Annotated in this window: 28 protein-coding genes; 6 read left to right on the top strand and 22 right to left on the bottom strand. The window is 39.7% G+C overall.

Annotated elements, in window-relative coordinates; genetic code table 11:
• Window positions 1–114: 114 nt before the first annotated feature.
• From A3854_RS08400 to A3854_RS09665, 3 genes are read right to left on the bottom strand one after another with little or no spacing between them, the layout of a single operon-like run.
• Window positions 115–648: a thioesterase gene (locus tag A3854_RS08400; protein ID WP_084042096.1), complete on the bottom strand. Its 534-nt coding sequence runs from the start codon at window positions 646–648 to the stop codon at window positions 115–117.
• 8 nt (window positions 649–656) lie between these two features.
• Entirely contained in the window at window positions 657–1526 is an 870-nt protein-coding gene (cmoB, locus tag A3854_RS08405; RefSeq protein WP_084042097.1) for a tRNA 5-methoxyuridine(34)/uridine 5-oxyacetic acid(34) synthase CmoB, read from the bottom strand.
• Window position 1527: 1 nt separating this feature from the next.
• Window positions 1528–1695, bottom strand: coding sequence for a hypothetical protein (locus A3854_RS09665; RefSeq protein ID WP_178139671.1), 168 nt, complete (start codon window positions 1693–1695; stop codon window positions 1528–1530).
• A 93-nt stretch (window positions 1696–1788) separates the two neighbouring features.
• On the opposite strand from A3854_RS09665, the gene A3854_RS08410 reads away from it, so the two are divergent.
• Genes A3854_RS08410 through A3854_RS08425 form a run of 4 tightly spaced genes read left to right on the top strand, consistent with a single transcriptional unit; the run spans window position 1789 to window position 4744 of the window.
• The gene (locus tag A3854_RS08410; RefSeq protein WP_084042098.1) at window positions 1789–2868 is read left to right on the top strand and encodes a transglutaminase-like domain-containing protein; all 1080 of its coding nucleotides are present in this window, start codon (window positions 1789–1791) and stop codon (window positions 2866–2868) included.
• Window positions 2865–3188 (top strand): hypothetical protein, encoded by a 324-nt coding sequence (locus A3854_RS08415; protein ID WP_021092272.1) that lies wholly within the window; start codon window positions 2865–2867, stop codon window positions 3186–3188. Before A3854_RS08410 ends, A3854_RS08415 begins: the two co-directional genes overlap by 4 nt.
• Window positions 3181–3438 carry a heavy-metal-associated domain-containing protein gene (locus A3854_RS08420; RefSeq protein WP_009294141.1) on the top strand — a complete coding sequence of 86 codons (258 nt, stop codon included), beginning with the start codon at window positions 3181–3183 and terminating at the stop codon, window positions 3436–3438. The genes A3854_RS08415 and A3854_RS08420 overlap by 8 nt, the downstream gene beginning before the upstream one ends.
• 16 nt (window positions 3439–3454) lie before the next feature.
• Window positions 3455–4744, top strand: coding sequence for a M28 family peptidase (locus A3854_RS08425; RefSeq protein ID WP_084042099.1), 1290 nt, complete (start codon window positions 3455–3457; stop codon window positions 4742–4744).
• A gap of 82 nt (window positions 4745–4826) precedes the next feature.
• On the opposite strand, the gene A3854_RS08430 is transcribed toward A3854_RS08425, so the two are convergent.
• Genes A3854_RS08430 through A3854_RS08460 form a run of 7 tightly spaced genes read right to left on the bottom strand, consistent with a single transcriptional unit; the run spans window position 4827 to window position 11331 of the window.
• A complete protein-coding gene (locus A3854_RS08430) occupies window positions 4827–6104 on the bottom strand; it encodes a dihydroorotase (RefSeq protein ID WP_084042100.1) in 1278 nt (425 codons plus the stop codon).
• Window positions 6105–6106: 2 nt separating this feature from the next.
• Entirely contained in the window at window positions 6107–7036 is a 930-nt protein-coding gene (locus tag A3854_RS08435) for an aspartate carbamoyltransferase catalytic subunit (RefSeq protein WP_021091436.1), read from the bottom strand.
• A 16-nt stretch (window positions 7037–7052) separates the two neighbouring features.
• Entirely contained in the window at window positions 7053–7463 is a 411-nt protein-coding gene (locus tag A3854_RS08440) for a tetratricopeptide repeat protein (protein ID WP_084042101.1), read from the bottom strand.
• 9 nt (window positions 7464–7472) lie between these two features.
• Window positions 7473–7700, bottom strand: coding sequence for a hypothetical protein (locus A3854_RS08445; RefSeq protein ID WP_021089755.1), 228 nt, complete (start codon window positions 7698–7700; stop codon window positions 7473–7475).
• Window positions 7697–8722 (bottom strand): DHH family phosphoesterase, encoded by a 1026-nt coding sequence (locus tag A3854_RS08450; RefSeq protein ID WP_084042102.1) that lies wholly within the window; start codon window positions 8720–8722, stop codon window positions 7697–7699. The genes A3854_RS08445 and A3854_RS08450 overlap by 4 nt, the downstream gene beginning before the upstream one ends.
• A gap of 9 nt (window positions 8723–8731) precedes the next feature.
• Complete coding sequence (gene flhA / locus A3854_RS08455; RefSeq protein ID WP_084042103.1) at window positions 8732–10924, bottom strand: flagellar biosynthesis protein FlhA; 2193 nt, start codon at window positions 10922–10924, stop codon at window positions 8732–8734.
• 2 nt (window positions 10925–10926) lie between these two features.
• On the bottom strand, window positions 10927–11331 hold the full coding sequence (locus A3854_RS08460; RefSeq protein ID WP_054196916.1) for an RrF2 family transcriptional regulator: 405 nt from the start codon (window positions 11329–11331) through the stop codon (window positions 10927–10929).
• A gap of 146 nt (window positions 11332–11477) precedes the next feature.
• Between A3854_RS08460 and rpsO the strand changes: the two genes are divergently transcribed.
• A complete protein-coding gene (rpsO, locus tag A3854_RS08465; RefSeq protein ID WP_004317763.1) occupies window positions 11478–11750 on the top strand; it encodes a 30S ribosomal protein S15 in 273 nt (90 codons plus the stop codon).
• Window positions 11751–12163: 413 nt separating this feature from the next.
• A complete protein-coding gene (locus A3854_RS10045) occupies window positions 12164–14443 on the top strand; it encodes a molybdopterin oxidoreductase family protein (protein ID WP_307781498.1) in 2280 nt (759 codons plus the stop codon).
• A 147-nt stretch (window positions 14444–14590) separates the two neighbouring features.
• Here the strand turns inward: A3854_RS10045 and cmoA are convergent, their stop codons facing one another.
• From cmoA to A3854_RS08535, 12 genes are all read right to left on the bottom strand, one after another.
• A complete protein-coding gene (cmoA, locus tag A3854_RS08480) occupies window positions 14591–15295 on the bottom strand; it encodes a carboxy-S-adenosyl-L-methionine synthase CmoA (RefSeq protein ID WP_084042104.1) in 705 nt (234 codons plus the stop codon).
• The gene (locus A3854_RS08485; protein WP_084042105.1) at window positions 15292–16185 is read right to left on the bottom strand and encodes a bifunctional riboflavin kinase/FAD synthetase; all 894 of its coding nucleotides are present in this window, start codon (window positions 16183–16185) and stop codon (window positions 15292–15294) included. Before A3854_RS08485 ends, cmoA begins: the two co-directional genes overlap by 4 nt.
• Entirely contained in the window at window positions 16151–16864 is a 714-nt protein-coding gene (gene tlyA / locus A3854_RS08490) for a 23S rRNA (cytidine-2'-O)-methyltransferase TlyA (protein WP_084042106.1), read from the bottom strand. The genes A3854_RS08485 and tlyA overlap by 35 nt, the downstream gene beginning before the upstream one ends.
• Window positions 16854–18797 carry an NAD-dependent DNA ligase LigA gene (gene ligA / locus A3854_RS08495; RefSeq protein WP_084042107.1) on the bottom strand — a complete coding sequence of 648 codons (1944 nt, stop codon included), beginning with the start codon at window positions 18795–18797 and terminating at the stop codon, window positions 16854–16856. Before ligA ends, tlyA begins: the two co-directional genes overlap by 11 nt.
• A gap of 41 nt (window positions 18798–18838) precedes the next feature.
• On the bottom strand, window positions 18839–19699 hold the full coding sequence (locus tag A3854_RS08500; protein ID WP_084042108.1) for an NADAR family protein: 861 nt from the start codon (window positions 19697–19699) through the stop codon (window positions 18839–18841).
• 31 nt (window positions 19700–19730) lie between these two features.
• A complete protein-coding gene (gene folP, locus A3854_RS08505; RefSeq protein WP_084042109.1) occupies window positions 19731–20870 on the bottom strand; it encodes a dihydropteroate synthase in 1140 nt (379 codons plus the stop codon).
• Window positions 20867–21487 carry a DNA polymerase III subunit delta' gene (locus tag A3854_RS08510; protein WP_084042110.1) on the bottom strand — a complete coding sequence of 207 codons (621 nt, stop codon included), beginning with the start codon at window positions 21485–21487 and terminating at the stop codon, window positions 20867–20869. Before A3854_RS08510 ends, folP begins: the two co-directional genes overlap by 4 nt.
• The gene (locus A3854_RS08515; protein WP_084042111.1) at window positions 21488–22030 is read right to left on the bottom strand and encodes a HobA family DNA replication regulator; all 543 of its coding nucleotides are present in this window, start codon (window positions 22028–22030) and stop codon (window positions 21488–21490) included. It lies immediately after the preceding gene.
• Complete coding sequence (locus A3854_RS08520) at window positions 22030–23232, bottom strand: aspartate kinase (RefSeq protein WP_084042112.1); 1203 nt, start codon at window positions 23230–23232, stop codon at window positions 22030–22032. The genes A3854_RS08515 and A3854_RS08520 overlap by 1 nt, the downstream gene beginning before the upstream one ends.
• Window positions 23232–23696: an RNA pyrophosphohydrolase gene (locus A3854_RS08525; RefSeq protein ID WP_021091471.1), complete on the bottom strand. Its 465-nt coding sequence runs from the start codon at window positions 23694–23696 to the stop codon at window positions 23232–23234. Before A3854_RS08525 ends, A3854_RS08520 begins: the two co-directional genes overlap by 1 nt.
• 63 nt (window positions 23697–23759) lie before the next feature.
• Entirely contained in the window at window positions 23760–24857 is a 1098-nt protein-coding gene (locus A3854_RS08530) for a PepSY-associated TM helix domain-containing protein (protein ID WP_084042113.1), read from the bottom strand.
• Window position 24858: 1 nt separating this feature from the next.
• Entirely contained in the window at window positions 24859–26805 is a 1947-nt protein-coding gene (locus A3854_RS08535; protein ID WP_084042114.1) for a TonB-dependent receptor domain-containing protein, read from the bottom strand.
• Window positions 26806–26814 lie beyond the last annotated feature (9 nt).

Below are 26814 nucleotides of genomic sequence, written 5' to 3' on the forward strand. Positions count from 1 at the left end.
AATGTTACCAATTATTTACCAAAATAGGATAATTGAGATAAAGGTTGTCTTTTTAAAATTTCGTTTTATTTGGGATTAAATATAAGAAAATCAAAAATTCTTACTTACTTTCTTTTAGCTATTTGCCTTAGCTTCTTCTCGCTCTTTCTTTTGCCTTATGGCGGCTTCTTTTTGGATATTTTTTTGCTGGGTGACAAAGATATGCTCTTCAAGTGTGACAAGTTGAAATATTCCTTCAAAAATTTTTATATCTTTAACATATCCAAGCACTTTCACTTCTCTTTTTCTACTCTCTTCAAATCTTGCTTGCGCGTCAAATTCCACTACATCACCAAGCTTTAGTGGCCCAAAGAAATTTATCCTAGCCCCGATACTAACGCAAAATTCTTCATTAATGGCTAAAAGTGCAGCATGATTTGCGCCCATAAAAATAAATCCGCTATGAATAAGCCCCTCAGTATCGCACACCATATCATCTGTAGTAAAAAATCTAGTCTTTGCGTGATTTTTTTCAAGTAAAAATGCCGTTCCGCTAAAATTTAGCTTTGTAAGTGGAGCGGTTTTGATCTCATTTCTTAATGGATTTTCATCTTCTGGTAAGATTATTTGCGATTCGTCTTTTACATCATAGATATTTTCTTCTGCCATTTTTATCCTTAAATTTTAACTCTAACATATGCTCTTTTTGGCGCTGGGTAGCCCTCGATAGTCTTTGTATTATCGTCTGGGTCTAAGAAATTTCCAAGACTCTCGCCATCTATCCACTGCGTTTTTCGCTGCTCATTTAGATCAGTTGCCTTTGTTTCAAGTAAGGTAAAATCCCTAAATTTAGCTCTCTCGCACCAGTTTTGAAGTGCCGAGAGTGTTGGCACAAAGTAGATATTTGGAATTTTTGAGTATCTATCCTTTGGGTTCAGCGCAAAATCGCCATCCATATCTATATACATAGTATCTAAAAATAGCTCGCCACCTGGATTTAGCGCAGATTTTAGCTCTTTTAGCATCTTGATAGGATCGCTTCTGTGGTATATCACGCCAAGGCAAAAAATGGTATCAAATTTCACTCCAAACTCAGGCAAGTTCTCTACTCCAAGAAGCTCGTAAGCGATATTTGAGCGGATAAATTTATTTAAAAAAGCAAACTGTAAATATGTATGCACGCTAGGATCAAAGCCAGTTATGCTTTTTGGACTGTATTCAAGCATCTTAAACATATAATATCCATTGTTACAACCAACGTCAGCCACGCTTTTGCCAGCTAAATTTAGATGCGGGGCAAGGATATTAAATTTGATAAAACTTTGCCACTCGCTATCTATATATATATCATCAAGTAAAAATGGTCCTTTTCGCCAAGGCTTTAGGCTAAGGGCGAGATCAAAAATTTCATCTTTTTTTGCTTGATCTAAATTTTTAAATTTCACATTTACACTATCTTTTAGCTTAAGCTCGCAGTCAAAATTTGCTAAATTTTCTATCCTATTAAAAATTTGCTTTTGTTGCTCATTAAATTTACTAAGATCCACGCTATTTCCAGTCGACGATGTTATGCGGACACTCTTTTTGGTAGGTGCCAGTCGCGTCATAATACTCTTTACAATCATTATAATATTGAGTCGAAACTCCGCGCTCATTCATATAAAGACAACCGTTGAAAAATAGCGCTATAAAGCCTAAAAATATAATCTTTTTCATGTGGCGGATTTTATCATAAATAAAAATTTTATGCTAGAATAGCAGGCAGTTTTAGAGCCAAGTTTGGCTAAGATTAAGCAAAAAAGGCATTTTATGCAAAGAAGAGATTTTTTTAAATTCAGTAGTTTTTTAGGTGCAGCAAGTCTGCTTCCAAGTGTCACCCTAGCTAGCGATGAGCCAGCAAGTCCAGTTGTTAGAAATTTCGATGTAAATTTCAAACATCAGCTTCTTGAAAAGGGCAAAAGCTCAAGAATTTGGCTACCGCTCCCACTAAGTACCACTTATCAGCAACTAACCCAAGACTACGTCATAAACACAACCGCTAAAAACGTCTATATTTCAGATACTCTAATACCTACAATGTATGCTGATTTTGAAGAAAATGAGCCAAGACCTATCTTAAATGTGCAGTTTAAAATCCAAACAACAGAGCGTAACACTGACTTTAGCAAGGTAAATTACGATCCAAACGAGAAGGTCGATCCTGCAGTTTTAGAGTTTTTAAAACCAACTTCACACATCCCAACTGACGGCGTCGTAAGAGCAAAAGCGCTAGAGATAGTTGGAAATTTAAAGGGCGATTTAGAGCGCGCAAAAGCGATCTATACGTGGGTTGCAAACACTATGCAGCGTGATAACAGCATCCTTGGATGTGGCACAGGCGACGTTAAAGCCATCCTAGAAAGCGGAAAACTAGTTGGCAAATGCACCGACATAAACTCAGTTTTCGTGGGACTTTGCAGATCAGTTGGCATCCCTGCAAGAGAAATTTTTGGTATCAGGGTTGGCCAGTCTAGATTTTCAGATCAGATGGGTAGCGCAAAAGATGGCGTGGCTAAAATTTCAGGCGGACAGCACTGCAGGGCTGAGTTTTATCTAAAAGGCTATGGTTGGATACCAGTTGATCCAGCTGACGTTACAAAGGTAAGGCTGGGCGAGAAGCTAACAAATGATGACACTAAGATCGTAGCTGTGAGAGATTATTGCTTTGGTAACTGGGAGATGTGCTGGATAGGCTTTAACTACGGCCGCGACTTTATCTTAAAGCCAACTCCAGAGCAAACTCCGCTAAATAACTTTGGCTATCCATACGCTGAAGTTGATGGCAACACACAAAATTATTATTCGCCAAAAGAATTTAGCTACGACTACGTCTCAGCCGAGCTAAAATGAGAGCCTTTTGGCTGATACTCACATCCATAGGTAGTGCTATTGGCGCTACCTTGTGCTGCTTGCCAGCACTTCTTTTCTTGCTTTTTGGCACTTCTTTTTCATTTCTATCTTGGACACAAAATTTATACGAGTACCGCGTCCCTTTAAGCGTCGTGGCCGTCATTTGCTTTGTGATCTCAGGCATTGCTTTATTTTACAAGCCAAAAAGCTGCAACCTAGCCTACAAAAAGAAAAAATGGATACTTATATATATACTTTTTGGAGTGATTTTGCTTTTGCTCCTTACATATCCGGAGCTTTTAGGAGAAATTTATGCGTAAAATTTTAGTTTTAGCCCTTTTAGTGGCTGCAAGCTACGCTGATAAAAAGATAGAAATTTCAGTGCCTAGTATGCACTGTCCGCTTTGCACGGCGATAGTTCGAAAGGCCGCACTTAGCGTTGAGGGCGTAAAAAAGGCAGACGTATCGCTAAAAGAGCGAAAAGCTGTCGTTATAGCAGATGACAAGGTCGATGAAAAAGAGCTTTTAAAGGCGGTCGATGCAACTGGCTATAAAGGCGAGATAAAATAAATTTACGGAGGCAAATATGTCAAATAGTGAAATTTTAAAGAAATTTGAGACACTTACTACGATACCGCACTGCAGTTATGAGACCGATAAGATGCGTGATTTTCTAGCTAGCTATGCAAAAGATAAGGGCTGTGAGGTTACAGTCGATAAATTTGGCAACATTCATGCGTTTAAAGGTAAGCCAAAAATTTGCTTGCAAAGCCACTACGATATGGTCTGCATGGGCGATGCTCCAAAGATCGAGATAGTTTATGGCGATGATGGCTACATGAGAGCCAAAAACTCATCTCTTGGGGCAGATAACGGCATCGGCGTGGCTATCATGATGCAGATGATAAGCGAATTTGACGACATTGAGTGCCTCTTTACAAACAACGAAGAAGTTGGCATGATCGGAGCCACTGGCTTTAGTGGCGATCTCAAAGCCGATAAGCTTTTAAATTTAGACAGCGAAGAGGACGACCGCGTCACTATCGGTTGTGCTGGTGGTGTAAATTTATTTGCCACTATTGCACTAAATAGTAAAAAAACAAAAGAGAGTATGCTTTATGAAGTAAAAGTAAGTGGCCTACCAGGTGGACACTCTGGTAATGAGATACATAAAAATATCCCAAATGCGATCAAGGTTTTGGCGGCATTTGTGACTAAAAATGGCTGTAAGCTTATCAAATTTGAAGGTGGTGAGCGAAGCAACTCTATCCCAAGTGACGCAACTGCACTAGTTTTAAGCGATAAAGAGCTAAAGAGTGAGTGTGAAAATTTAAGCGTAAAAAAGCTTGGCACTGGTGAAGAAATTTTAGAAAATGGCGATAAAATTTTAACTCTTATTAACTCATTTTCACAAGGCGTAAGAGCCTATAACTGCGAGCTAGGCATACCGCAAGATAGCGTCAATCTCTCACTTGCAAAGATCAAAGATGATGACACACTTGAAGTGGAGTTTTTTGCTAGATCAATGAGTAAAGACGGACTAAATAGGATGGAATTTGAAATTTCTGAGCTTGCAAAAGCGCTTGGCTTTAGCGTCATTGCAAAAGATAGAAACCCTGCTTGGAAGCCTATAAATGATAAATTTGCAAACGATATTTTAGAAGAGCTAAAAATTTATAAGCCAAATGCAAGGATAACAGCCGTTCACGCTGGTTTAGAGTGCGGCGTGCTTTTGGAGAAAAAAGCGGGTCTTAGCGCTTGCTCAATAGGACCAAACATCCACTCACCTCACTCAACAAGAGAGTGCTGTGAGATTGAATCTGCACTTTTTATAGAAAAAGTCGTTCGCGGTATCGTTAAAAAATATAACTCATAAAAAATAAAATTTGCTAGAAATTTCTAGCAAATTTTGGATTTTGAAGATTTAGGATTTACTCGCAAGCACGAGCAAATTTATATTATTTTCCAAACTCATAAACGATCTTGCCACTTTTTATCGTAGTAGTCGTTGCGCCTTTTAGCTTTTTGCCAAAAAGCGGAGAATTTATCGATTTTGAGCGGTTTATCTTCTCATCATAAATATACTCGATCTCAGGATCTATCACCGCAATATCAGCTAGCATGCCCTCAGCAAGCCTGCCTTTATCTTTTAAATTTAGCATTTTAGCTGCGTTTGTAGAAGTTAACTCCACCATGCGCTCTAGGCTTATAACGCCCTCATTTACGAGCTTTAAGGTAAGTGGCACAAGGGTTTGAAGTCCGATGATACCAAATGGCGCCTTGTCAAATTCTACTATCTTTTCGTCCGTGTGGTGTGGGGCATGATCGGTGGCGATAACGTCTATAAGGCCACTTTTTAGTGCCTCTCTCACCGCTTTTACATCGCTTATCTCACGAAGCGGCGGTGACATTTTGAAATTTGTGTCATAGGCATTTTTCAAAATTTCATCATCGCTAAAGCTAAAGTGGTGAGGTGTCGCCTCACAAGTGATGTTTATGCCTTCTTTTTTACCCATTTCGATGATCTTTAGCGAGTACTCCGAGCTTACGTGAGCGATGTGGATGTGCGCTTTGGTAAGCTTTGCAAGTAGCATATCACGGCTAACTGCGATCTCCTCTTTCTCTCTTGCCATTCCGCGAAGTCCAAGTATGGCTGAGACCTTGCCCTCGTGCATGACGCCCTGCCTGCAAAGCGAGCAGTCCTCTGAGTGGCTTATACAAAAGCTACCAAACATGCTTGAATACTCAAGTGCTGCTCTCATCACGCTTGAGCTAGTCACTGGTAGGCCATCGTCACTAAATGCGACTGCGCCAGCCTCTATAAGATCGCCCATTTCGACGATCTCGTTGCCACCAAGTCCTTTGCTGATGGCTGCGATTGGTAAAAGATCGATCAGTCCGCAGTTTTTAGCCTTTTCTATCATCGCTCTTGTGATCGAGGCGTTGTCATTTACTGGGTTTGTGTTAGCCATGCAAAGGCAAGTCGTGACGCCCCCAGCTACGGCCGCCTGCGAGCCTGAGATGATGTCGTCTTTGTACTCTTGACCAGGATCTCGAAAATGCACGTGCATGTCGATAAGTCCTGGCATGACAAGCTTATTTGTCGCATCTATGACTTTATCGGCGTCAAATTTCTCACTTCCCATTTTGGCTATTTTGCCGTTTTCTATTAGGATATTTGCCTTAAATTTCTCGTCGCTATTTACGGTAGTGCCGTTAATTATTGCTATTTTCATCGTTAGCCCCTATTTTTTGCAAGCGTATTTAGTATCGCCATTCTTATAGCAACGCCGTTTTCTACTTGATTTAGTATGACTGAGTGTGTACCATCAGCCACGTCTGAGTTTAGCTCTACGCCCCTATTTATCGGTCCTGGGTGCAGTACGATCGCATCAGGTTTGGCTAGCTTTATCCTATTTTTATTTAATCCAAAAAATTTCGAGTACTCTCTAGAGCTTGGAAACGCCACGTCCGCACCGCCGCGCTCTAGCTGAATGCGAAGCATGATGATGACATCACTGCCCTCGCAGGCTTCTTCCATATTTTTGCAAATTTTAGACTCAAAGACCTCAGCATCTTTTGGCATCATCATCCTTGGCGCAAAGAGCTTTAAATTTATGCCAAATTTCTTCATCGCCCAGATGTCTGACCTTGCCACGCGGCTTCTAGCGATGTCGCCGATGATCGCCACGTTTAGGTTTTTATCTAAAATTTTGCCATGCTCTCTTAGTGTGAAAAGATCAAGCAAGGCTTGGCTTGGGTGCTCATTTGTGCCATCCCCTGCATTTACGACGCTAGCTTCTGTCCTATCAGCTGCAAATTTCGCCGCTCCAGAGCTTGGGTGACGAAGCACGATGATGTCGGTTCTCATAGCAGCCATGTTATTCATCGTGTCATTTAGGCTCTCGCCCTTTGTCACGCTAGAGCTTGATGAGCTGAAATTTATCGTATCAGCCCCAAGCCTCTTTGCTGCAATCTCAAAGGATGTTCTAGTTCTTGTCGAGTTTTCATAAAATGCGTTGATCGTGGTCTTTCCACGAAGGTAGTCATTTTTTTTCACTTGGCTTAAATTTAGCTCCTTAAACTCTTTCGCCGCCTCTAAAAAATATAAAATTTCTTCTTTGCTAAGCTCTCTAGTTCCTATCAAATCTTTATGTTTGTAGCCCATTTTAAGCCTCTTAAATTTATTTTGCTACGAAGTCGCAAGCTGGTTGGTAGCCGTTATCACAAGCTTTTTTAAATAAAGCCTTTGCTTTTTCTTCGTTCTTTGCTTCGTTTGCGTCTTTATCTTTTACAAGGCCATAAGCGATCATTTCGCCTAGTTTTTCGCACGCCATGCCCTCATTTTCATCACACATTTTTGTAAAAATTTTCTCAGCCTGAACTCTATCTTTTGCTACGCTGTCTCCGTTAAATAGCATGATCGCATTCATCGTGCAAGCTTTCTTCTCGCCCTCTCCACAAGCCTTATTAAAATAAAGATAAGCTTCATTAAAATTTTTCTTTGCATAAAGCTCATTTGCCTTGTCTAAATTTTCATTTGCCATAGCATTTAACGCAAAAACCGCTGCCACTAAAACTAAAATTTTCTTCATTTTCTTTCCTTATTTAAATAATTTCGAATGATGTTTTTTCATATACTCAACTATCTCTATGACCTCGTCGCTACCGCTAGCGTCAGAATTTTCTAACGCATCATCGATGCACTCAACATAAAGATTTGCCGCCTCTTCAAGCTTATCTTTTTTCACTCCAGCATAGTAAAACATCGCCTCAAGCACCATACTAAGCTCATAGCTAAGCTCCTCTACGCTTACCTCTTCTTCTTTCATATCTCCTCCTGTGTTTTTTTAGTTATTAGATCGATTATCTGTGCTTTGATCGGCTCGTAGCTAAAGCCATCTTTAAAATTTGCAAATAGTCCGCCGCTTGCATTCACGTGTCCGCCGCCGCCAACTAGGTGCTTTGCCATGGCGCTAACGTCAAGCTTGCCATTTGCACGAAAACTTAGCGTTTTTTTATTTGTCACATCGATAAAGAAGTCAAATTCAGGATTTGCCACCAAAAAGTCGTTGCCGATGACCGAAACATTGCCGACATTGTAGGTTAAAATTCCTTTATGATCTTTATAGCTTATGCTAAATTTCTCTTTATTTTCACTAAGTTTTTTTACGACGTAGTTTGAGATTAGATTGCTTAGTGTATCGTCTTTATCCTCTTTGAAAAATGACTTCTTAATAGCATGCACCTGCATATCAAGCCCGATATAGTCATTTTTCTCGTTAAAAAATTTGCTAGCTTCTTTTAAGATGTGATCCATATAGAGGTTGTTTTCAGCTTCAAACATCACTTTATTTATCTCTTTAGCATTTGCCACAAGTCCCAAGCAGACCTTTCCCATCTCAAAATTTTTATCATCTTTTAGCCAGATATCTACGGCATTTACGACGTCACTAAAAATTTCAAGCTCTTTGTTTTTGCCAAAAATTCCTGCAAAAAAGTCGTAAGTGATCTTTGTAGCGCACCTTGAGCTATCCAAAAAGTACCAAGCGTAAGTGCTCGCGTACTCGGCACCGCTTTGGTGATGATCTAGCAAAAATAGCTTTATATTTTTACCCTCTATCATCTCAGTAAAGCTCTCGCACTGAGCTAGAGTTAAATTTAGATCGGTGATCAAGATGATGTTTTTATCGTCATTTGAGGCATCTATCTCAGTTAAAATTTGAGCAAATTTATCATCTATCTCTCTGCCGTAGTTTGAGTTTAGAAATTTCACATCTTTGAAGTAAAAATTTGTTATGTATTGCGCGCCGTATCCGTCAAGATCGGTGTGCGAGAGGTGATAAATTTTCATCGTTTTCCTTTATAAATTTTCTATTTCTATGACGCCAACCGTTTCAAATGGCGTATTTGCCGAGATCTCAGCAAAACTTAGCACCACGATGTCGATGGCAAAATTTGCGCAGATATTTGCTATAAATTTTCTTAGGCTTGGCTCCACACAAAGCACCATTTCGCCATGCTGACTCATCGGACGCTTCTCTTTTTCATGCCTTAGAGCCTGAACGATCGCTGAAGTTTGAGCTACATTTATCATCAGGTGATACGCACCATCTTTATACTGCACCGCATCCATAAGCTTTTGCTGCGCAGCACTATCTAAAATGTAAAAATTTAGCTGACCTTTTTCATCAACATAAAGCGAAGTGATGACACGTGAGAGCGCTGCGCGCACGTGCTCGATGATCATGTCTAGGTTTTTGCTAACCTCGGCGATATCGCTAATTGATTCAAGTATGCTAAGCAGATCTTTGATCGGGATATTGTCTTTAAGCAGCGCTTTTAAAACCTTTTGGATCAAATTTATAGGTGCGATCCTTAGCGTATCCTCGACCACAACTGGGTAGTCGATCTTTAGTTTGTCTAATAAATTTTGCGTCTCTTGGCGAGTTAGAAGCTCGGCTGCGTTTTGCTTGATAAGCTCACTCATGTGCGTTGAGATGACGCTTGCAGGATCAACTATCGTGTAGCCACTAAGTATGGCGTCCTCTTTGACGCTAGCATCGATCCAGAGTGCGTCCAGCCCAAAAGCTGGCTCTTTTGTCGGAATCCCCTCGATATCTTCGCTAACTAGTCCACTATCCATCGCTAGAAATTTATCCGCATAAATTTCACCCTGACCGATCACGATACCTTTTAGCTTAAAGCGGTACTCATTTGGCGGTAGTTGAAGGTTGTCGCGGATCCTTATCTTTGGCATCAAAAAGCCAAGACTTGAAGCGATATTTCGCCTCATAGCACGAATCCTCTCAATGAGATCCACGTCAGCTAGCTTTAACAAGCCATATCCTAGGTCGAGCTCTAAAATTTCAAGCTTTAAGATGTCGTTTATCTTAGTCTCTTCTTCTCTTGCGATCTCTTCGTCGCTCTTCTTTGGCACCTTAGTAGTGGCACCACTAGCAGCTGCTCCTGCTCCACCTTGCGTAGCGGCTCCAGCCTTTTTAGAAGCAGCTTTGTCTTTTGGTGCAAGGTTTAAATTTAATCCACCATCTTTGGTCTGCTTGATGATGTAGCCAAGTCCCAAAAATAGTACTGCAATAAAGCCAAGAGAAAGAGTCGGAAGCCCAGGCACAAGGGCAAACATAAATAGTATGAAGCCCACTATTAGCAAGGTTTTATAATCCCCTAATAGCTGATTTAACGTGCCTTCTGCAAAGTCCTCGTCATCCTTGCTAGCCCTTGTGATGATAATAGCAGTCGCTGTTGATGTGATAAGCCCTGGGATCTGGCTCACAAGGCCATCACCGATAGTTAGGATCGTATAATACTGAGCCGATGTCGCCATATCAAGGCCATGCTGAAACGAGCCGATAGCAAAGCCACCGATGATGTTGATAATAGTGATGATGATGCCAGCGACGGCGTCACCTTTTATAAATTTAGATGAACCATCCATCGCGCCATAGAAATTTGCCTCACCGATGATGGCTTGGCGTCTTTCACGCGCTGTTTTTTCATCAATCAAACCTGCGTTTAAATCCGCATCTATCGCCATTTGCTTACCTGGCATCGCATCAAGTGTAAAACGTGCTTGCACCTCACTCACACGGGTTGAACCCTTTGTTACGACCATGAAATTTATGAGAACCAAGATACAAAAGACGATGGTGCCGATAACGAAATTGCCGCCAACTACGAAATTTCCAAAACTTGAGATGATCTCACTGACCGCTTCTGGACCGTTGTGACCTTCGCTTAAGATCATACGCGTGGTTGCGATATTTAGCGAGAGGCGAAAAAGCGTAACGATAAGAATTAGCGTCGGAAACGTACTAAGATCGGTTGGTTTTGGCACATAAATCGAAATTAAGATTATAAGCACAGAAATCGAAATAGAAAGTGCTAGGAAAAAGTCAAGCACCGCGCTTGGAAGCGGTACGATGATGATAGCAAGGATGGCAACAATGATACCAACGATGCTAAGACTTTTAAACTTAACAATTGGCGCAAGAAACGGCGCAACAAGAGTTAAGATATTATTTTTTTGCTTTGCCAAGTCTACTTCTTAACGATGTCACTTAGCTTGATCGCATCAAGCATCTCGTCGATCTTGCTTTGAAGGCCGCTAAACATCGACCAAATTTGACAGCTTGAGGCTTTATTTGACGGGCAGCCATCCGCAGAAGATGAGCACTCAAAGACGTTAAGTTCACGTTTTTCAGCGCACTCTATTATCTTTTTTATGCTTAAATTTTCAGGTTCGTTATTTAGCGCGAAACCGCCATTTGCCCCTTTAAACGACTTTAAAATTCCATCTTTTGCAAGATTTTGTAAAATTTTGGCTAAAAAGCTTTTTGAAATTTTAAGTTCATTTGAGATCGTATCAACATCAACTGGAGATGATTTTTGAGATATTAAAATAAGTGAAAGTAGAGCGTATTCGCTTGCCTTTGTAAAAAGCATTTATCTTCCTTAAGTCTTTAAATAGCCCTAATTTTATTAAATTTTTACTGCATTTTTCATTAATTTTTAAAAAGCGTAGTTTTATCTAACTTTATGTTTTAAATGCTATAATCGCTCTTTCAAAATTCACCAATCAGGAGGTCATTATGGCTTTGGATTCGGCTAAAAAAGCTCAAATAGTTGCGAAATTCGCTAGAAAAGAGGGAGATACAGGCTCTCCAGAAGTTCAAATAGCTCTTTTAACAGCTAGAATAACTGAACTTACAGAACACCTTAAAATTTTCAAAAAAGACTTTTCATCACGCTTAGGTCTTTTGAAACTAGTTGGTCAAAGAAAAAGACTTTTAAAGTATCTTAAAAATAAAGACTATACTACATATTCAAAACTAATCTCTGAGCTTGGCTTAAGAGATAAATAATCCTACAGAGAGCCCCGGAGGCTCTCCATTTAAATTCGTTTCCTTATATTTTATTAATTCTGTTTCTTTAATTTTCTATTTTATTGCTAAATTTTTTATTTTTTAGTATTAATTTATATCTATTTAATACTACTAATCTTTTTTAATAAGGTTAAATTAAAATTAATTTTCTTGTTTTAGTTTAAATATCAATTTTAAGTATTTTATTATTTATTTACTAAAAATATTAAATTTATACAAAATTTATATTTGCTATAAAACCCTAAAATAAGCGATTTTTATTAATTTTATTTAATTTTAACTTAAAATATAAATTTATTTTTAATAATAAAGAATTTTTATTAAAGATTAAGAATTCGGCTAGTAATATTACTCATATAGAAATATGCAAATATTGCATAGCAAAGGAGAAAATGATGAAAGAAGGCAAAGTCATCTGTCCTTATTGCGGGACAGGCTGTCAAGTAACCTTGCATGTGGAAAACAATGTCGTTCGTGCCGCCACTGGTGTCGAAGACAATCCAGTCAATCAAGGAAATTTATGTTTAAAAGGCTTTTATGGCTGGGATTACGTTGCAAGTCCAGATAGACTCACAAAACCACTTATTAGAAAAAAAAATGGCGTATTTTCAAAGGATGGTGATTTTGAGGAAGCCAGCTGGGATGAGGCGCTTGATCTTGTCGTAGAAAAGATGAAAGAAACCAAGGCAAAATATGGCCCAGACGCATTAGCCGGAAATTTCTCAGCACGCTGTACGCTTGAGGACAACTACGTTGCTCAAAAACTAATGCGCGCAGTAATTGGCACAAACAACGTCGATCACTGTGCTAGAATTTGACACGCTCCGACAGTAGCAGGACTTGCTAAAACAATCGGAAACGGAGCTGCCACAAATAGCTTTACAGAGATTGGCACTTATAGTAACTGTATATTAATGATAGGCTCAAACCCAGAGAATGGTCACCCAATCGCAGCTATGCACATCCAAAGAGCGCTAAACCGTGGTGCGAAACTGATCGTCATCGACCCTATTAAGACTGAGTTTGCAAGCAGAGCTGACATTCACTTACAACTAGAGCCAGAGCACAATATCCCAGTTATCAACGCACTTCTTTACACTATCATTGAAGAAGGCCTTGTAAATGAAGAATTTGTAAGAGATCACACAATCGGCATTGAGTATGTCAAAGAAGCTGTAAAAGACTATGCTCCAGAGGTCGTGGCTAAATATACAAGGCTAAATCCAGAGGATATCAGAGCAGCTGCTAGAATGTACGCTACCACAAAGCCAGCTGTCATCACTCACGGTATGGGCGTAACTCACTTTAACCACGGCGTTGGCGGAGTTTGCGATGTATCAAATTTATTCTTGATCACCGGCAACATCTGCGAGCTTGGCACAGGCGACTTACCATTACGTGGACAAGAAAATGTTCAAGGCTGCTGCGATATGGGTGTTTTACCAAACATATTCCCAAATCTTGGCTCAGTAACTGATCCAGAGCAAAGAGCTTGGTTTGAGAAAATGTGGCACCTAGAACCTGGATTTTTGAGCTCAAAAATAGGCGTTCACAAAACCGAAGTACCTGATGCGATCCTTGATGGCAAAGTGCATTTCTTCTGGACTATCGGCGAAAATCCAGTCATCTCTGAGCCAAATACAAACCACTTCTTAAAAGGTATAGCTCATGTTGATTTCTACGTGGTTCAAGATCTATTCTTAACCGAGACTTCACTAAAAGCTGACGTCATACTTCCTGGCGTTGCAAGTAGCGAGAAAGAAGGACTTTATACAAATGCAGAGCGCCGCGTACAACACAACGAAGCAGTCATCACACCTCCAGGAGATGCTAGACAAGACTGGTGGATCGTTTGCGAGATCGCACGCCGTTTAGGGGCAACTGAGGGCTTTAACTTCAACTCACCAGAAGAAATTTGGGAAGAAGTTAGAAAATGCGATCCAAGACGATATGGTGGCATGAGTTATTACCGTATCAAAAAATATCATGGACTACACTGGCCATGTCCAAATGAAGATGATATGGGCGGTCAGAGCCTCTATCTTGATAAGAAATTTTTCACACCTGATGGCAAAGGTCGTTTTGTGCCATGCCTCTTTGTGGATAAAGCCGATAAGATCGAGAGTGCAAAACTTGAGTTTGCTAAGAAGATGAATATGTCTCCTGAGTACCCTATCATGGCTGGCTCAGTCGATGAAAAGACTGACGATGAGTATCCGATACAGCTTCTAACCACTAGAAAGGTCTATCAATACACCGTTGGCACCATGACAAGACGCTCACGCGCCATCGAAGAGGGTGGAGATAGCATCGGACCTATCGCCGAAATGAATCCAGCACTTGCTGCAAGATATGGTTTAAAACAAGGCGACTTCATCAAAGCATGGAGTAGATATGGCTACATCGTCGTAAAAGCCGAAGTAACAGACATCGTGCCTGATGGCATCATTCAGATGACTTTCCACTACTGGGAGAGCTCTTGCAATGAGCTAACAAGCAGTGGCTGGGACTACATCAGTAAGACTCCGACATTTAAAGCAGCTATTCAGATCAAAAAGATCGATGAAGAAGAATTTTTACGAGTTCGCGAACTAAAACGCATAAAATTCCAAACTTCAAAGATCATCTACGACGACTTCCACCATCATGGAAATGCGGCGATAAATGAGTAAATTTAGCGGGTAACTCCCGCTAAATTTCTTTACTACCAAATTTCATAATCCAAAAATTTTGACATTGCGAAGCCAAAAAATCTAAATTTTAACTTCACTGTCTATGGTTAAGTTTTATATTAAATACAAAAGCAGATATTTTTAAATTTATTTAAATGCCAAAAAGCTCATAAAATTTCCCCACTTAAATGTGCTCTCGACTCGCTTAAAGCCAGCATTTAGGGCTAAATTTCTATTTTCTTCTTCGGTGTATGGCACCAGCACATTTTCAAGCGCCTCTCTCTTTTGAGCGATCTCGTAGCGTGAGTAGCCTTGCGCCTGCTTGTAGTCTTCATAAATTTCTATGACGCTTTTAGTAAGCTTTTTATCTTCAAAGATGATCTTTTCACTAAACAAAAAAACTCCATTTTCATTTAGTCCGTTATAAATTTTTTGCACCAGATCAGCTCTTTTTGGTGGTCTTATAAACTGCAAAGTATAGTTTGCCAAAACTGCATCAAAGCCCACTAGCTCGCACTTTAAAATATCATCAAGCAAAAATTTTATCTTTGCTCCATAAGCTTTTGCCTTGTTTTTAGCATTTGCAAGCATCGCCTCAGAGTTATCCACGCCACTTAGCACGAGGTCGTTTCTAAGGTTGTTTAGCAAAAGCAGGCTATTTGCCGTCGAGCAGCCAAGGTCGCACACTTTTGCTGATTTTGGCAAAATTTTAGCAAGCAACTTTGCGTTTAAATTTGAGCTAACGTCGTAAAACGGCACCGAGCGCGAGATCATATCATCAAAAACACTCGCCACAAAGTCATCAAATTCAAACTGCTTGCTTATAGGCTCTTTAAAAATTTCATCTCTCATATACCAGCTCCGTATCCGTCAAAGTATCTCATTGTCTCATTGCCAAAAAGATCGCACACACCAACACAAGCTCTAGCTCCGTTTATATCGCATTTGATCTGTTCTTTTAGCTCTTCAAGTGTGTCAAATTTTTTATTATCTCGCAAGCGTTTTATAAAGCAAACTGCGACATGCTTCGCTACTTTTGGCGCGACCTCGTCTAAGATGTGTGTCTCTACGCTAAAATTTCCATCTGTGCTAAGCCTATTGCCTATAAATGTGACCGAGCCGTAGGTATATGAGCCTATCCTGGTTCTTGTAGCATATACTCCATCTTTAGGCAAAATATAATTTTTTACATCCAAATTTAGCGTTGCAACTAGCTCTTTTGCACCGATGCCCTGCCCTTTTATCACGTTGCCCTCGATTGAGTACTCCCTGCCTATTAGCCTGTTTGCCTCTTCGATGTTGCCTTGGCGTATCAGCTCTCTAATGGATGAGCTATGCACGCCCATGCCGTCATAACAAACCTCATCAACGACAACAACCTCACCATCAAAAATTCTTTTCAGATCGTGCTTATCCCACGCTCTATTTCTGCCAAATCTAAAATCAAAGCCAACAACGATCTTTTTTAAATTTTTAAAATCATGTTTTAGTAGCGCAATAAATTCCTCACCGCTCAGCCCTTTAATAGTGTCAAAATCATACAAAAAGCAAGGATAGTTTGAGTACTCCGCTCGCTTTAGCTTTGGCGTGATGTTGGCTTTATTCTTATCGATCACGACAAGTCCGCCAAACTTGCCTAGCTGCTTTAAAAGCTGTTTGTGTCCTCTATGCACGCCGTCAAAGTGCCCAATCGCAACGGCAGTGATATTATCTTTTGTTAAAAGCGTAGAAAAATTCGGCATTTCCCTCTTTCCCTTTTACTTCGCACTCTTTGCAAGCTATCATTTTAAATCCTAAGCCATTAGCCACCACTTCAAATCTCTTCATCGCTAAATTTATAGCTTTCATATCAGTGACGACGCCTTTTTTATTTCGTTTTACGCCGACGCCCACTTCAAACTGCGGTTTAAAAAGCGTGATAATGAGCGAATTCTCACTTGCTAGCTCACAAATGGCAGGCAAAATTTCAGCTAAAGAGATAAAGCTAACATCGCAGGTCATTAGATCAAATTTATCTTGCTCTTGCTTGGCAAACTCTCTTATATCGGTCTTTTCATAAATTCTTACTCGCTCATCGCTTCTTAAACTATCGTCAAGCTGATTAGTCCCAACATCCACACCAGTCACGCTTTTTACGCCACGCTCAAGCAAAATTTGCATAAAGCCACCTGTTGAGCTGCCTATATCAAGTGCGTTTTTACCAGCTAGATCAAATTTCATTGCTTTTAAAAAACTCTTTAGCTTAAGCGCTCCTCGTCCAACGTAAATTTCATCAAGCAGCGAAATTTTAGCCTCGTTAACCTCGCTTGAAACCTTGGTGCAAATTTCGCCATTTGTTAGCACCTTGCCAGATTTTATTAGCTCGCTAGCCTTGTTTCTACTTATGTTTAAAACGCTTGCGACGTAGTTATCAAACCTCAAGTTTTAGCCTTTCATATTCGCTCTCATCGATCACTCGCACGCCTAGCTCATTTGCTTTGTCTAGCTTACTGCCAGCCTCCTCGCCAGCTAAGACAAAGTCTGTTTTTTTAGAAACTGAGCTTGAAACCTTTGCACCAAAACTCTCAAGCTCGGCCTTTATCTCATCTCTTGGGCGACTTAGCGTACCAGTTATCACCACCGTTTTGCCACTTAGCGCGTTTGAGATGCTTTGCACCTGCGCCACGCTTGGCTGCACGATCTGGCTAAGAGCTAAAATTTCTGCTCTATTTACATCAGCAAAGTCTATCAAGCTATTTGCCATCTCCACGCCAAAGCCCTCAAGCGAGGTTAGCTCTTCAAAACTAGCATCAAGCCAGCCTAGCCCAAAACTACTTGCAAGCTTTTTAGCCGCTACTTCGCCGATGTGCTCGCAGCCAAGCCCCGTGATAAAGCGCGAAAGCTCCGCACCTTTACTGGCTTCGATAGCATTTAAAAGGTTATTTACCTTTTTCTCTTTAAAGCCCTCAAGCGCCATGAGATCATCAAATTTAAGGCTGTAGATGTCTTTTATGCAAGCAATCAGCCCCTTGTCAAATAGCAAATTTACAATCGCATCGCCAAGGCCGTCTATATTTAGGCATTTTTTCGACGCGTAGTGAATTATTGAGCCTACCACTCTTGCCCTGCAGCTTAAATTTTGACACTTTACAAAGACCCCTTCATCAAGTAGGTGCGAGCCGCAAACTGGGCAAAATTTAGGCCTTTCTATCGCCTCTTCGCTACCATCGCGCCTATCCTTATAAACCTTTGTGATCTTTGGTATGACATCACCTGAGCGGATAATGCCGATATAGTCGTTTTTCATGACACCAAGGCGCTCTATTTCATCAAAGTTATGAAGCGTGGCTGATTTTACATTTGCGCCATCAATATTTACCTCATCAAGCACGCCAACAGGTGTTACTACGCCGCTTCTGCCAACCTGAAGTGCGACATCTTTTAGCCTAGTCACCTTTTCAATGGCTGGAAATTTAAACGCTACCATAAATTTTGGAAATTTGACCGTATAGCCCAGCTCTTCGCAGCGTGCAAGGTCATTTACGCGTATCACCATACCATCCATCATCACGCTCTTTGAGTCACGGCTGGCTAGTAGCTCGTTGTATGCAGCTTCAAGCTCATCTTTTTTTAAAATTTTGAAAAAATCATCTCTTTCAAAACCAAGATCACGCACAAATTTCATTACCTCGCTGTGATCTTTTAGCCCAAGGCTCTGCTCGCCCACACCCCACGGTATGAAAAGTAGCTTTCTTTTAGCAGTCACCGCACTATCAAGCTGTCTTAGACTGCCAGCTGCAGCGTTTCTAGGGTTTGAAAGCGGCGCCTCGCCATCTTTTGCGCGCTCTGCGTTTAGTAGCTCAAAATCTTCTTTTTTTATAACAACCTCGCCCCTGATTTCGATTAGCCCTTTGTAATCAATGCTCTTTAAAACAGAATTTATCGTCTTTGCATTTTGTGTCACGTCTTCGCCTGTAACGCCATCACCCCTAGTTATTGCCCTAACCAAAACGCCGTTTTCGTAAAGCAAATTTAAGCTCGCTCCGTCAAATTTTGGCTCAGCGACAAAGGTCAAATTCTCTTTATCGCCACGCTTTAGCCACGCATCAAGCTCGGCTAGATCAAAAATATCTTCCATGCTCCACATGCGTTTGATGTGATTAGCCTTACTAAAGCCCTCTTTTACGGTGCCGCCCACGCGTTTTGTAGGTGAAAAAATAGAAATCTCGCTTGGATTTACCTGCTCATAATCAAGCACCGCGTGATATAGCGCGTCATACTCCTCGTCACTTGCAAGTGGCTCATCCTCGTCGTAGTAGGCCTTTGCCCACGCATTTAGCGTCTCTACCGCTTTTTCGTACTCTTGTTTTGTCATTTTTGCTCCAAATTTACACCGCATTTTATCTTAAACATACTTTATAAATGATCTAAATTTAACTCTCTTGCGTCACATAAATGGATATTTTTATAGACCTTTGCTATCTCGTCCCTCACCCTCATCAGCGCAAATCCAAGCAAATTTTGCCCGCGCCACTTCGTAGGATTTTTCGCATTTTCATCACTTGCGGCCAAACCTATGCCCCAAATTTTATCAACAGGGCTTGCCTCAACCAAAACTTTACTACCAGTTTGGAGCAGAAAGTCTCGCAAAGGTGCATTTTGGCTAAATTTTAGATAGCTCGCATTTAGCACGACGCTAAATTTGACCTCATCCCAGACCTTAGCATCAAAGCTACGCACTTGCCTGCCAAGCGCCTTCATCTGCGCTGGATCTTTGGCGGATAAAATTTGCTCCAACGCCTCTTTATCGCCAAAGCACTCAGCCTTTTTAGCCATCATATATTGCTCAGCGCAAAGGTATCTAGTTTCATCTTGCCAAAAGCTAGAGGTGTACCACTGACTAAGGCAACTTGCACTTATACTAGCGCTCTTTTGATGACCCCAAAATAGTAGAAATTTATCCGACTTGCCAGCGTTGTAGCGCTTTTTAAGCCATTTTAACTCATATCTAGGCTCGTACTCCCAAAGGTCGATAGCAAAATCATCGTTGATAAAAAGCGCACTCTCATCAAAGCCTAGCCTCTCATCCCAGTATCCACACCACGTTGCAGGCTCAGGAAAAAGCTGCTGATATTGACGCTGCTCATCTTGGCTCAGTGTTTTTAGCCAGTCATTAAATTTAAACTTATAATCCTCGCCAGCGCCCATCCTCCAGCCGATGGAAAATGGATCCATACTTGGAAATTTGATCCAAGGTGGCGGAAGTAAATTTCTCATCTGGCCTCTTTTATCAAAATTTAGCCTCGTCCTACCAAAGCGTGGCTTGCTTCATCGCCTCATGCATATCAAAAAGCTGTTTGTGCTCGGCCACATCGTGCGTCCTAATGATCTGAGCGCCGTTTTCGAAGGCCTTTAGATGCAGGTAAAGTGAGCCTGGTAAACGGTCTTTGACCTCACTTGGATGATAGTGATTTATGACTGATTTGCGGCTAGCACCTACTAGTAGTGGGCAGTCAAATTTTAAAAAATGCTCCAAATGCTTAATAAGCAATAAATTTTGTTCAGCCGTCTTACCAAAGCCAATACCCACATCAAGCACTAGCTTTTTGGCGCCAAGCTCTCTTGCAAGGGCTATCTTTTGCTCAAAAAAGTCTGCTATCTCGCCGATTAGGTCGTTATATTTTGGTGCGACCTGCATAGTCGCAGGATCGCCTTGCATATGCATCATGCAAAACTCAGCATTGTATCGTGCCGCAAGCGTGGCGAGTGAGGCGTTTGCCGTAATGTCATTTATCATTTTAAAGCCGTGATTTAGTGCAAATTCCAAACAATACTCATCAAAGCTATCAAGGCTAAATTTCGCCTTTTCATGTAAATTTAGCTTGTAAATTTCCTCTACGATATCCTTTATGCGTCTAAATTCCTCTTCGCGGCCGCAATACTGGCTCCCTGGCCTTGAGCTAACGCCACCAAGGTCGATGTAGTCTGCACCTGCTTCGATCATGGCTTCGATTTTTGCTATGCCATTTTGCGTATTTATGCGGCTTTGTTCGTTAAAGCTATCTGTGTTTATATTTGCAACGCCCATTATAAGAGGCTTTGTCGGCTTTATAAATTTTGTCTCTAAAAAGGCTGCTAAATTTTTAAGTCCAAAGTCTTGCAGTTTCTCTTTTTTAGCTAGCTGCCTAAGCTGCGCATTTGTCGCCATTAGTAAGGCTTTGTTTAGACTCTCACGACCCAAAATCGTATCTTTATGCGTCACAAGCTCAGCTCCAACGCTTAGAGCATCTTGCTTTAGGATATTTGCCGCCGGGGTTTTTATCTCATCTATAAATATAAAATTTATCTCGCTCTTTTCATGCATGAGCTTCGCACCAGCAGGACTTGGCGAGATAGCTTTGCAAATTTCATCAAAGTCGCTTTTGTTATCTATCTTATAAATTTTCAACGTCGTCCTTTTTGAAATATAGTAAGCAGTAGTGGCGTTAGTACGGCGTGAGACTTGGCATTTAGATCCGCAAGCTTGATAAGCGAGAAAAAATAATCCATCTCATCGCCGCTAAATTTATACCCGCTATCGACCGCCTTTGTCACGATAACGCCCACAAGCTCTTTTAGCTCGTTTTTGCCAAATTTCTGAGCTTGCTCGTCTGCGATCTTTTGATCGATAAAGCTTGTTAGCTCTTTTAGGCTAAGCGATTTTAAGTTTAGATCAAGAGTTATTTTTGGCTTTTTGGTGAGATTATTTTCTATGAGCATTCTTGATCTAATCGTTGGTAGAAGTAAATTTTTACTCTGCGTTACTATTATAAATTTGATATTTCTTGGAGGCTCTTCTATGATTTTTAAAAGTGCATTTTGAGCCTCTGTCCTAAAAGAATTAGCATTTATTACTAAAATTTTTTCATCTTTTTCAGCAATGTATGCTTCTGCGATGACCTCCTTTGCATTTTCTAGCAAAAAATCATCGCTTATAAAAAATCTTAAATTATTTATGCCAAACTCGCTTTCAAGTTTGGCTTTTAAATTTTCAAAATCGCTTGTAACGACGATTTTATTAAGCATTTAGAGTATCACCTTAGCAAAGAGCGCAGCATCGATGCTTTTATCAAAAATTTTGCAAAGACTTATTAGTTTAATGTCTAAATTTTCATCGCTTGAGCTAAGAGTAAAGCTATTTTGTGCCTGCTCGTCAAATAGCCACATATAGCTATCCTCATCGCTTTTAGCTAAATTCGCATATCTATCAAGGCTCTTTCCGATATAAAAAAACAAGTATCCGTTTGGAAAAGCAAGACTTAACATATCTTTTAGAAGCTGCTTTTGTTCATTTGTCTCTATCTCATCAAGCGATGGATAAAGCGATCTTAGGCTAAAAAATGGCAAAAATGGCCTTATGCTTTTTGAATGGTTCATCTTTTTTAAGAGATAAATTTCAAACCATCTTCGCTCTTCATCACTTATAGTTATAAAAGACCTTCCTTCAAGTAAAAATTTAAGCCTAGATGCGAGCAAAGGCGTCCATTCAACACGCCTTTCCTCCATCCAGCTCATCAAAGGGCCTTCGTCCCTAATAGCCTTTAACGTCCACTGAATAAAATCTTGCATTATTTATCTAGCTTATAAGCATCGTGAAGTACGCGAACCGCTAGCTCGCCATATTTTTGATCAACGATCATTGAAATTTTTATCTCGCTTGTTGAGATCATTTGGATATTTATGCCCTCTTTTGCAAGCGTTTCAAATGCCAAACATGCTACGCCACTATGGCTCTTCATGCCGACGCCAATAACTGAAACTTTCACGATCGCATCATCAAATTCTATATGTTTTGCAGCTGAGAGCTTTTGCATAGTCTCTTTTGCTAGTTCAAGCTCATTTTGTGGCACTGTAAAGCCTAAATTTGTAGTGCCGTCATGTCCTACGTTTTGGATGATCATATCTACGTTTATATTTTCATGAGCTAAAGCTGTAAAAATTTCTGCTGCAATGCCAGGCTTATCAACTACGCCTCTTAGTGTTACTCTTGCTTGATTTTTATCTAGTGCTATTCCGCTTACTAAAACTGCTTCCATATTGTCATCTTCCTTTGCTATTAATGTACCTTCATTGTGATTAAAACTACTTCTTGTAATGAGTTTTACATTTAGTTTTTTTGCTAGCTCGACTGAGCGATTTTGTAGCACCTTTGCGCCAGCAGAGGCGAGCTCAAGCATTTCATCGTAGCTTATTTGCTCTAGTTTTTTTGCCTTTTTTTCTATCCTTGGATCAGTTGTATAAACTCCATCAACATCGGTAAAAATTTCGCATAGATCAGCATTTAGCGCTCCTGCTAATGCAACTGCACTAAGGTCACTGCCACCTCTACCAAGGGTTGTGATATCGCCTTTTTCATCTATCCCCTGAAAACCAGCTACAACCACGATCTTGCCAGCCTTTAGCTCGGCTTTTAGCCTAGCAGTCTCTATCCTTTCGATCCTTGCTTTTGTATGAATATCATCGGTAATTATGCCTGCCATCGCACCTGTCATACCTACACACGCATAGCCTTTTGCATTAAGTGCGATCGTTAAAAGCGCGGTCGTTACTTGCTCTCCAGAGCTTAAAAGCATATCAGTGGCGACGCCATCTGGATGTTTTGAAAAATACTCACTATATTCAACCAATTGATTTGTAACTCCGCTCATCGCAGAAACTACCACAACTACGTCTGCACCGCTATTTTTTGTCTCAATGACTCTATTTGCCACAGCTTCGATGCGTTCAAGTGTTCCTACGCTAGTTCCGCCAAATTTTTGAACGATCAACATCAAAAATATCCTTTCTCTTTAAAATAACTCAAAACCTTTTCATAAATAGGCTTTTTAAAGTGATTTATTCCCTCTAAACTTCTACCAAAATCTACAAATTTATACTCGCTAAACTCGGGATGCTCTGTCTTTAAATTTATGCTGGCTCCATTTTTAAGTCTAACCAAAAAATATTTTTGCGTCTGTCCATCAAATGGATAAAATTTCTTTGCCGCATTAGCTGGAAAGTCGTAGCTTAGCCACTGCGGATACTCATCTAAGATATCGATTTTATCAGTTCCGATCTCTTCTTTAAGCTCCCTTTTTAAGGCCTGCTTTGGACTCTCACCTTCATCTATTCCGCCTTGAGGAAACTGCCAAATATCATCCATATCCACCCTTTTTGCGACTAAAATTTCACATTTAAATGGATACAAGCTAGACAAAATAACAGCTGCCACATTTGGTCTGTATTTTTTTTGCATGATTTTTCCAAAAATTTTATTTGGGATAATAACTAAAAAGAGTTAAGAGATAGATAAATAAGACTACCTTTTACGACGTTTGTAGTAAATCACATAGCCACTAAAAAGTAGCACGCCAACTCCACAAGAAGCCATAAAAAAGATAAATTTTCCAGCCTCCCCAAATGTATATCCAGCGTGCAGATCAAGCATAAATTTATAAATTTCAAAAGATTTTGGCATGGTGTTTTTTAAAATTTCTCCACTTGCCGTATCGACTACAAGTCTAACGCCATCACTCTCACTAGCACCTTTTGGCAAGTAAAAGATCATAAATTTTACGCCGTCTTTATTGAGGATAAAATTTAAAGCGTCAAACTCATTTCCAAATTTTAAAGTAAAAATTTCATAAGCTTTTTTAAGATTTTCTACCTTTTGCTCATCATTTAGGCTAAAACCATTTTTGCTAGTAAAATTTGGCTTTTTAAAGACCTTCTCTTCGCCATAAATTTGATTTATAGCCTTAGCAAAACTCTCATAAGAAAAGTATAGACCACTAACACAGATAATAAGCAAAATGGCTCCCAAATAAAGCCCCAAAAATCCGTGCAACGAATATAAAAATGCAAATTTCTTTGCCTTTAGATTTAGCTTAAAGGCACTCATAAATTTGCTTCTAAATCTCCAAAATTGTATAAACGCTCCAGTTAATAAAATCGCAAGTAGTGCAAGCGTTGAAATCGCCACTATCTCGCTTGCGAATTTAGATAAATTTTCATTTTTAAATAGAGCTAGTCCTAAATTTTTATGTAAATTTAAAGCTAGCCCTATAAATTTTTCCACGCTATTTTCAGAGACTACCTCGCCCGTATAAGGATCTATAAAGAACGACTTAAACTCGCCATTCTCACTTGTGCCACTTACTACATAAGCTCTATTTGCCTCGCCTTTTATCTTTATATAACTAAGGTTAAAATTTGGCCAAGTCTTACTAAAGACCTTTAAAATTTCATCTATTTTTAAAGCACTTTTATTAGTTGCTATGTCTATCTCATCTTTGCTAAAAGCCTCAATTATCTCATCATGGTACGAAATAATCGCTCCACTAATTGAAATTATCAAAAGCGGTAAAGCAAAGATAAGAGCTAAAATTAAGTGAAATTTCCGCCAAATTTTAAACATTTTAAAACTTCAAATTAAAGCCAAGCTCGATCTTTTGTCCATCAACTATCAAAACATCATATCTGCCTGATCTTGTCGTAAAAAACTCGTTAAAGAGATTATAAACGCTTAAGTTTAGGCTGAAATTTTTAGTTACATTGTAGTTTATACCAAGATCTGCGATAACGTAAGCTCTCATATCATCAGCATAGCTAAATGAGTTTTTAGTTCTACCATAATAATTTATCTGTGACCAGAAATTTAGCCATCTATTTAGCTCGTAGTTCGCTCCAAATTTAAATGTATGAAGCGGATAGTTGTTTAAGCTTTTGCCAACTTCTGATCCATCTTTTTGTTTTGATTTTGTATAAACATAGCTTTGATTTAGTCTAAGAGCATTTGTTACCTGCCACTCATTTGTTAGCTCAACTCCGTAAATTTCAGCCTTACCGATATTTATACTCTCCCAAATGCCATTTGGATAAATTTTGCCTTTATGCCTGCAAACACTGCCTCTTGAGCAGATAGGCCTGTAACTTAACATATCTTTAAAACTTGTGTAAAAGCCAGTTAAAGATGTTTCAAAACCTTCATTGTTATTATAAACGCCACCAAATTCATAACTTACGCTTGTCTCTGGCTTAAGGCTGCTTCTACCAAGCTGTGCTCCACGTCCTCCAGCAAATGGCAAAGCAAGATCTTGCGTGCGTTGCTTGATATCAGGTGTCGCATAACCTGTGCTAACTCCGCCTTTTAGAGCAAAAAAGTCATTTAAGTTATAGATACCATAAATTCTTGGTGAAACGTGCGAGCCATAGTTCTCATCGTAGTTATAGCGAATACCTGTGCTTAAAATGAAGTCTTTTATAAGGCGATAATCATCTTCAGCATAGACCGAATAATCATACCTCTTTACATTCGCAGCATCCGCTGTGGTTGCCTTTTCGTCAAGCTTTTCTTTTTTAGCATTTAGTCCTAATGTAAAGGCGTTATTATCAGTAAAATATGAGCCTTTTGTATCAAAATTTAGAGTCTTTAGCGTCAAATTTTGTTGTGCTATCTCTTTTATCTTGCCATAAGATAAATAGCTTTGAAGCAAGATATTATCAAGCCTTGCTTCGTGGCTTAAATTTATCACATCGCCTTTTATTCTCTCGCTAGCAACTGAGTTAGTGCCAGTTGATAGTGTTTTACCTTTAGTTCTTTTATATTTCACATCGCTTCTTGCAAGCTCAAGCGTAAGATCATTATTTTCATTTGGCTTCAAAAATAGCTTCGCACCAAAATTTCTATCCTTTTGCTCTCTATTTGCATAAGAAATTTTATCTTCTGATTTATTTAAATTTTTACCATAAACAGAAACACTTAAAACATCGTCAATTAGTCCAGAGTGCAAATAAAGGCTGTTGTAAAACTCGCCGCTTATATTTTTATTCCTAGCAAATTTATAGCTTGAGCCAAGATTTGCGCCAAATTCATTACTAAACTCATCTGTAATGATATTTATAACTCCACCTAACGCGTCACTTCCATAAAGCGAGCTCATAGGTCCACGTATCACTTCGATACGGCTTATCGCACTTGCTGGTGGAATGAAACTATATGATCCTCCAACACTTCTAAGGCCTTTATAGGCATTATCGCCTGGTACTGGCATGCCATTTACTAAAATTTTAGTAAATCTTGGAGAGAATCCACGTATAGAAATTCCTCGTCTATTTGCCGCTTCTGGAGTCGTTCCAAAAAGACTTGGGATATCTTTGGTCATGCTCTCGATATCTTTATGGTTTTTCTTTTCTAATGCCTCTTTGGTTATAACACTAAGCGTTGCTGGTGCGTCTTTTATATTTTGCTCAAATCCTGTCGCACTCACTACTTTAACCTCTGGTAGAACCTTATCTTCATTTGCAAAAAGCGGTAAATTTATAAAAATTGCCGCACAAATAGAAATTTTTAATGCACTTTTCACAAAAACTCC

It is taken from the genome of Campylobacter concisus (assembly GCF_002092845.1).
Taxonomy (GTDB): Bacteria; Campylobacterota; Campylobacteria; order Campylobacterales; family Campylobacteraceae; genus Campylobacter_A; species Campylobacter_A concisus_AQ.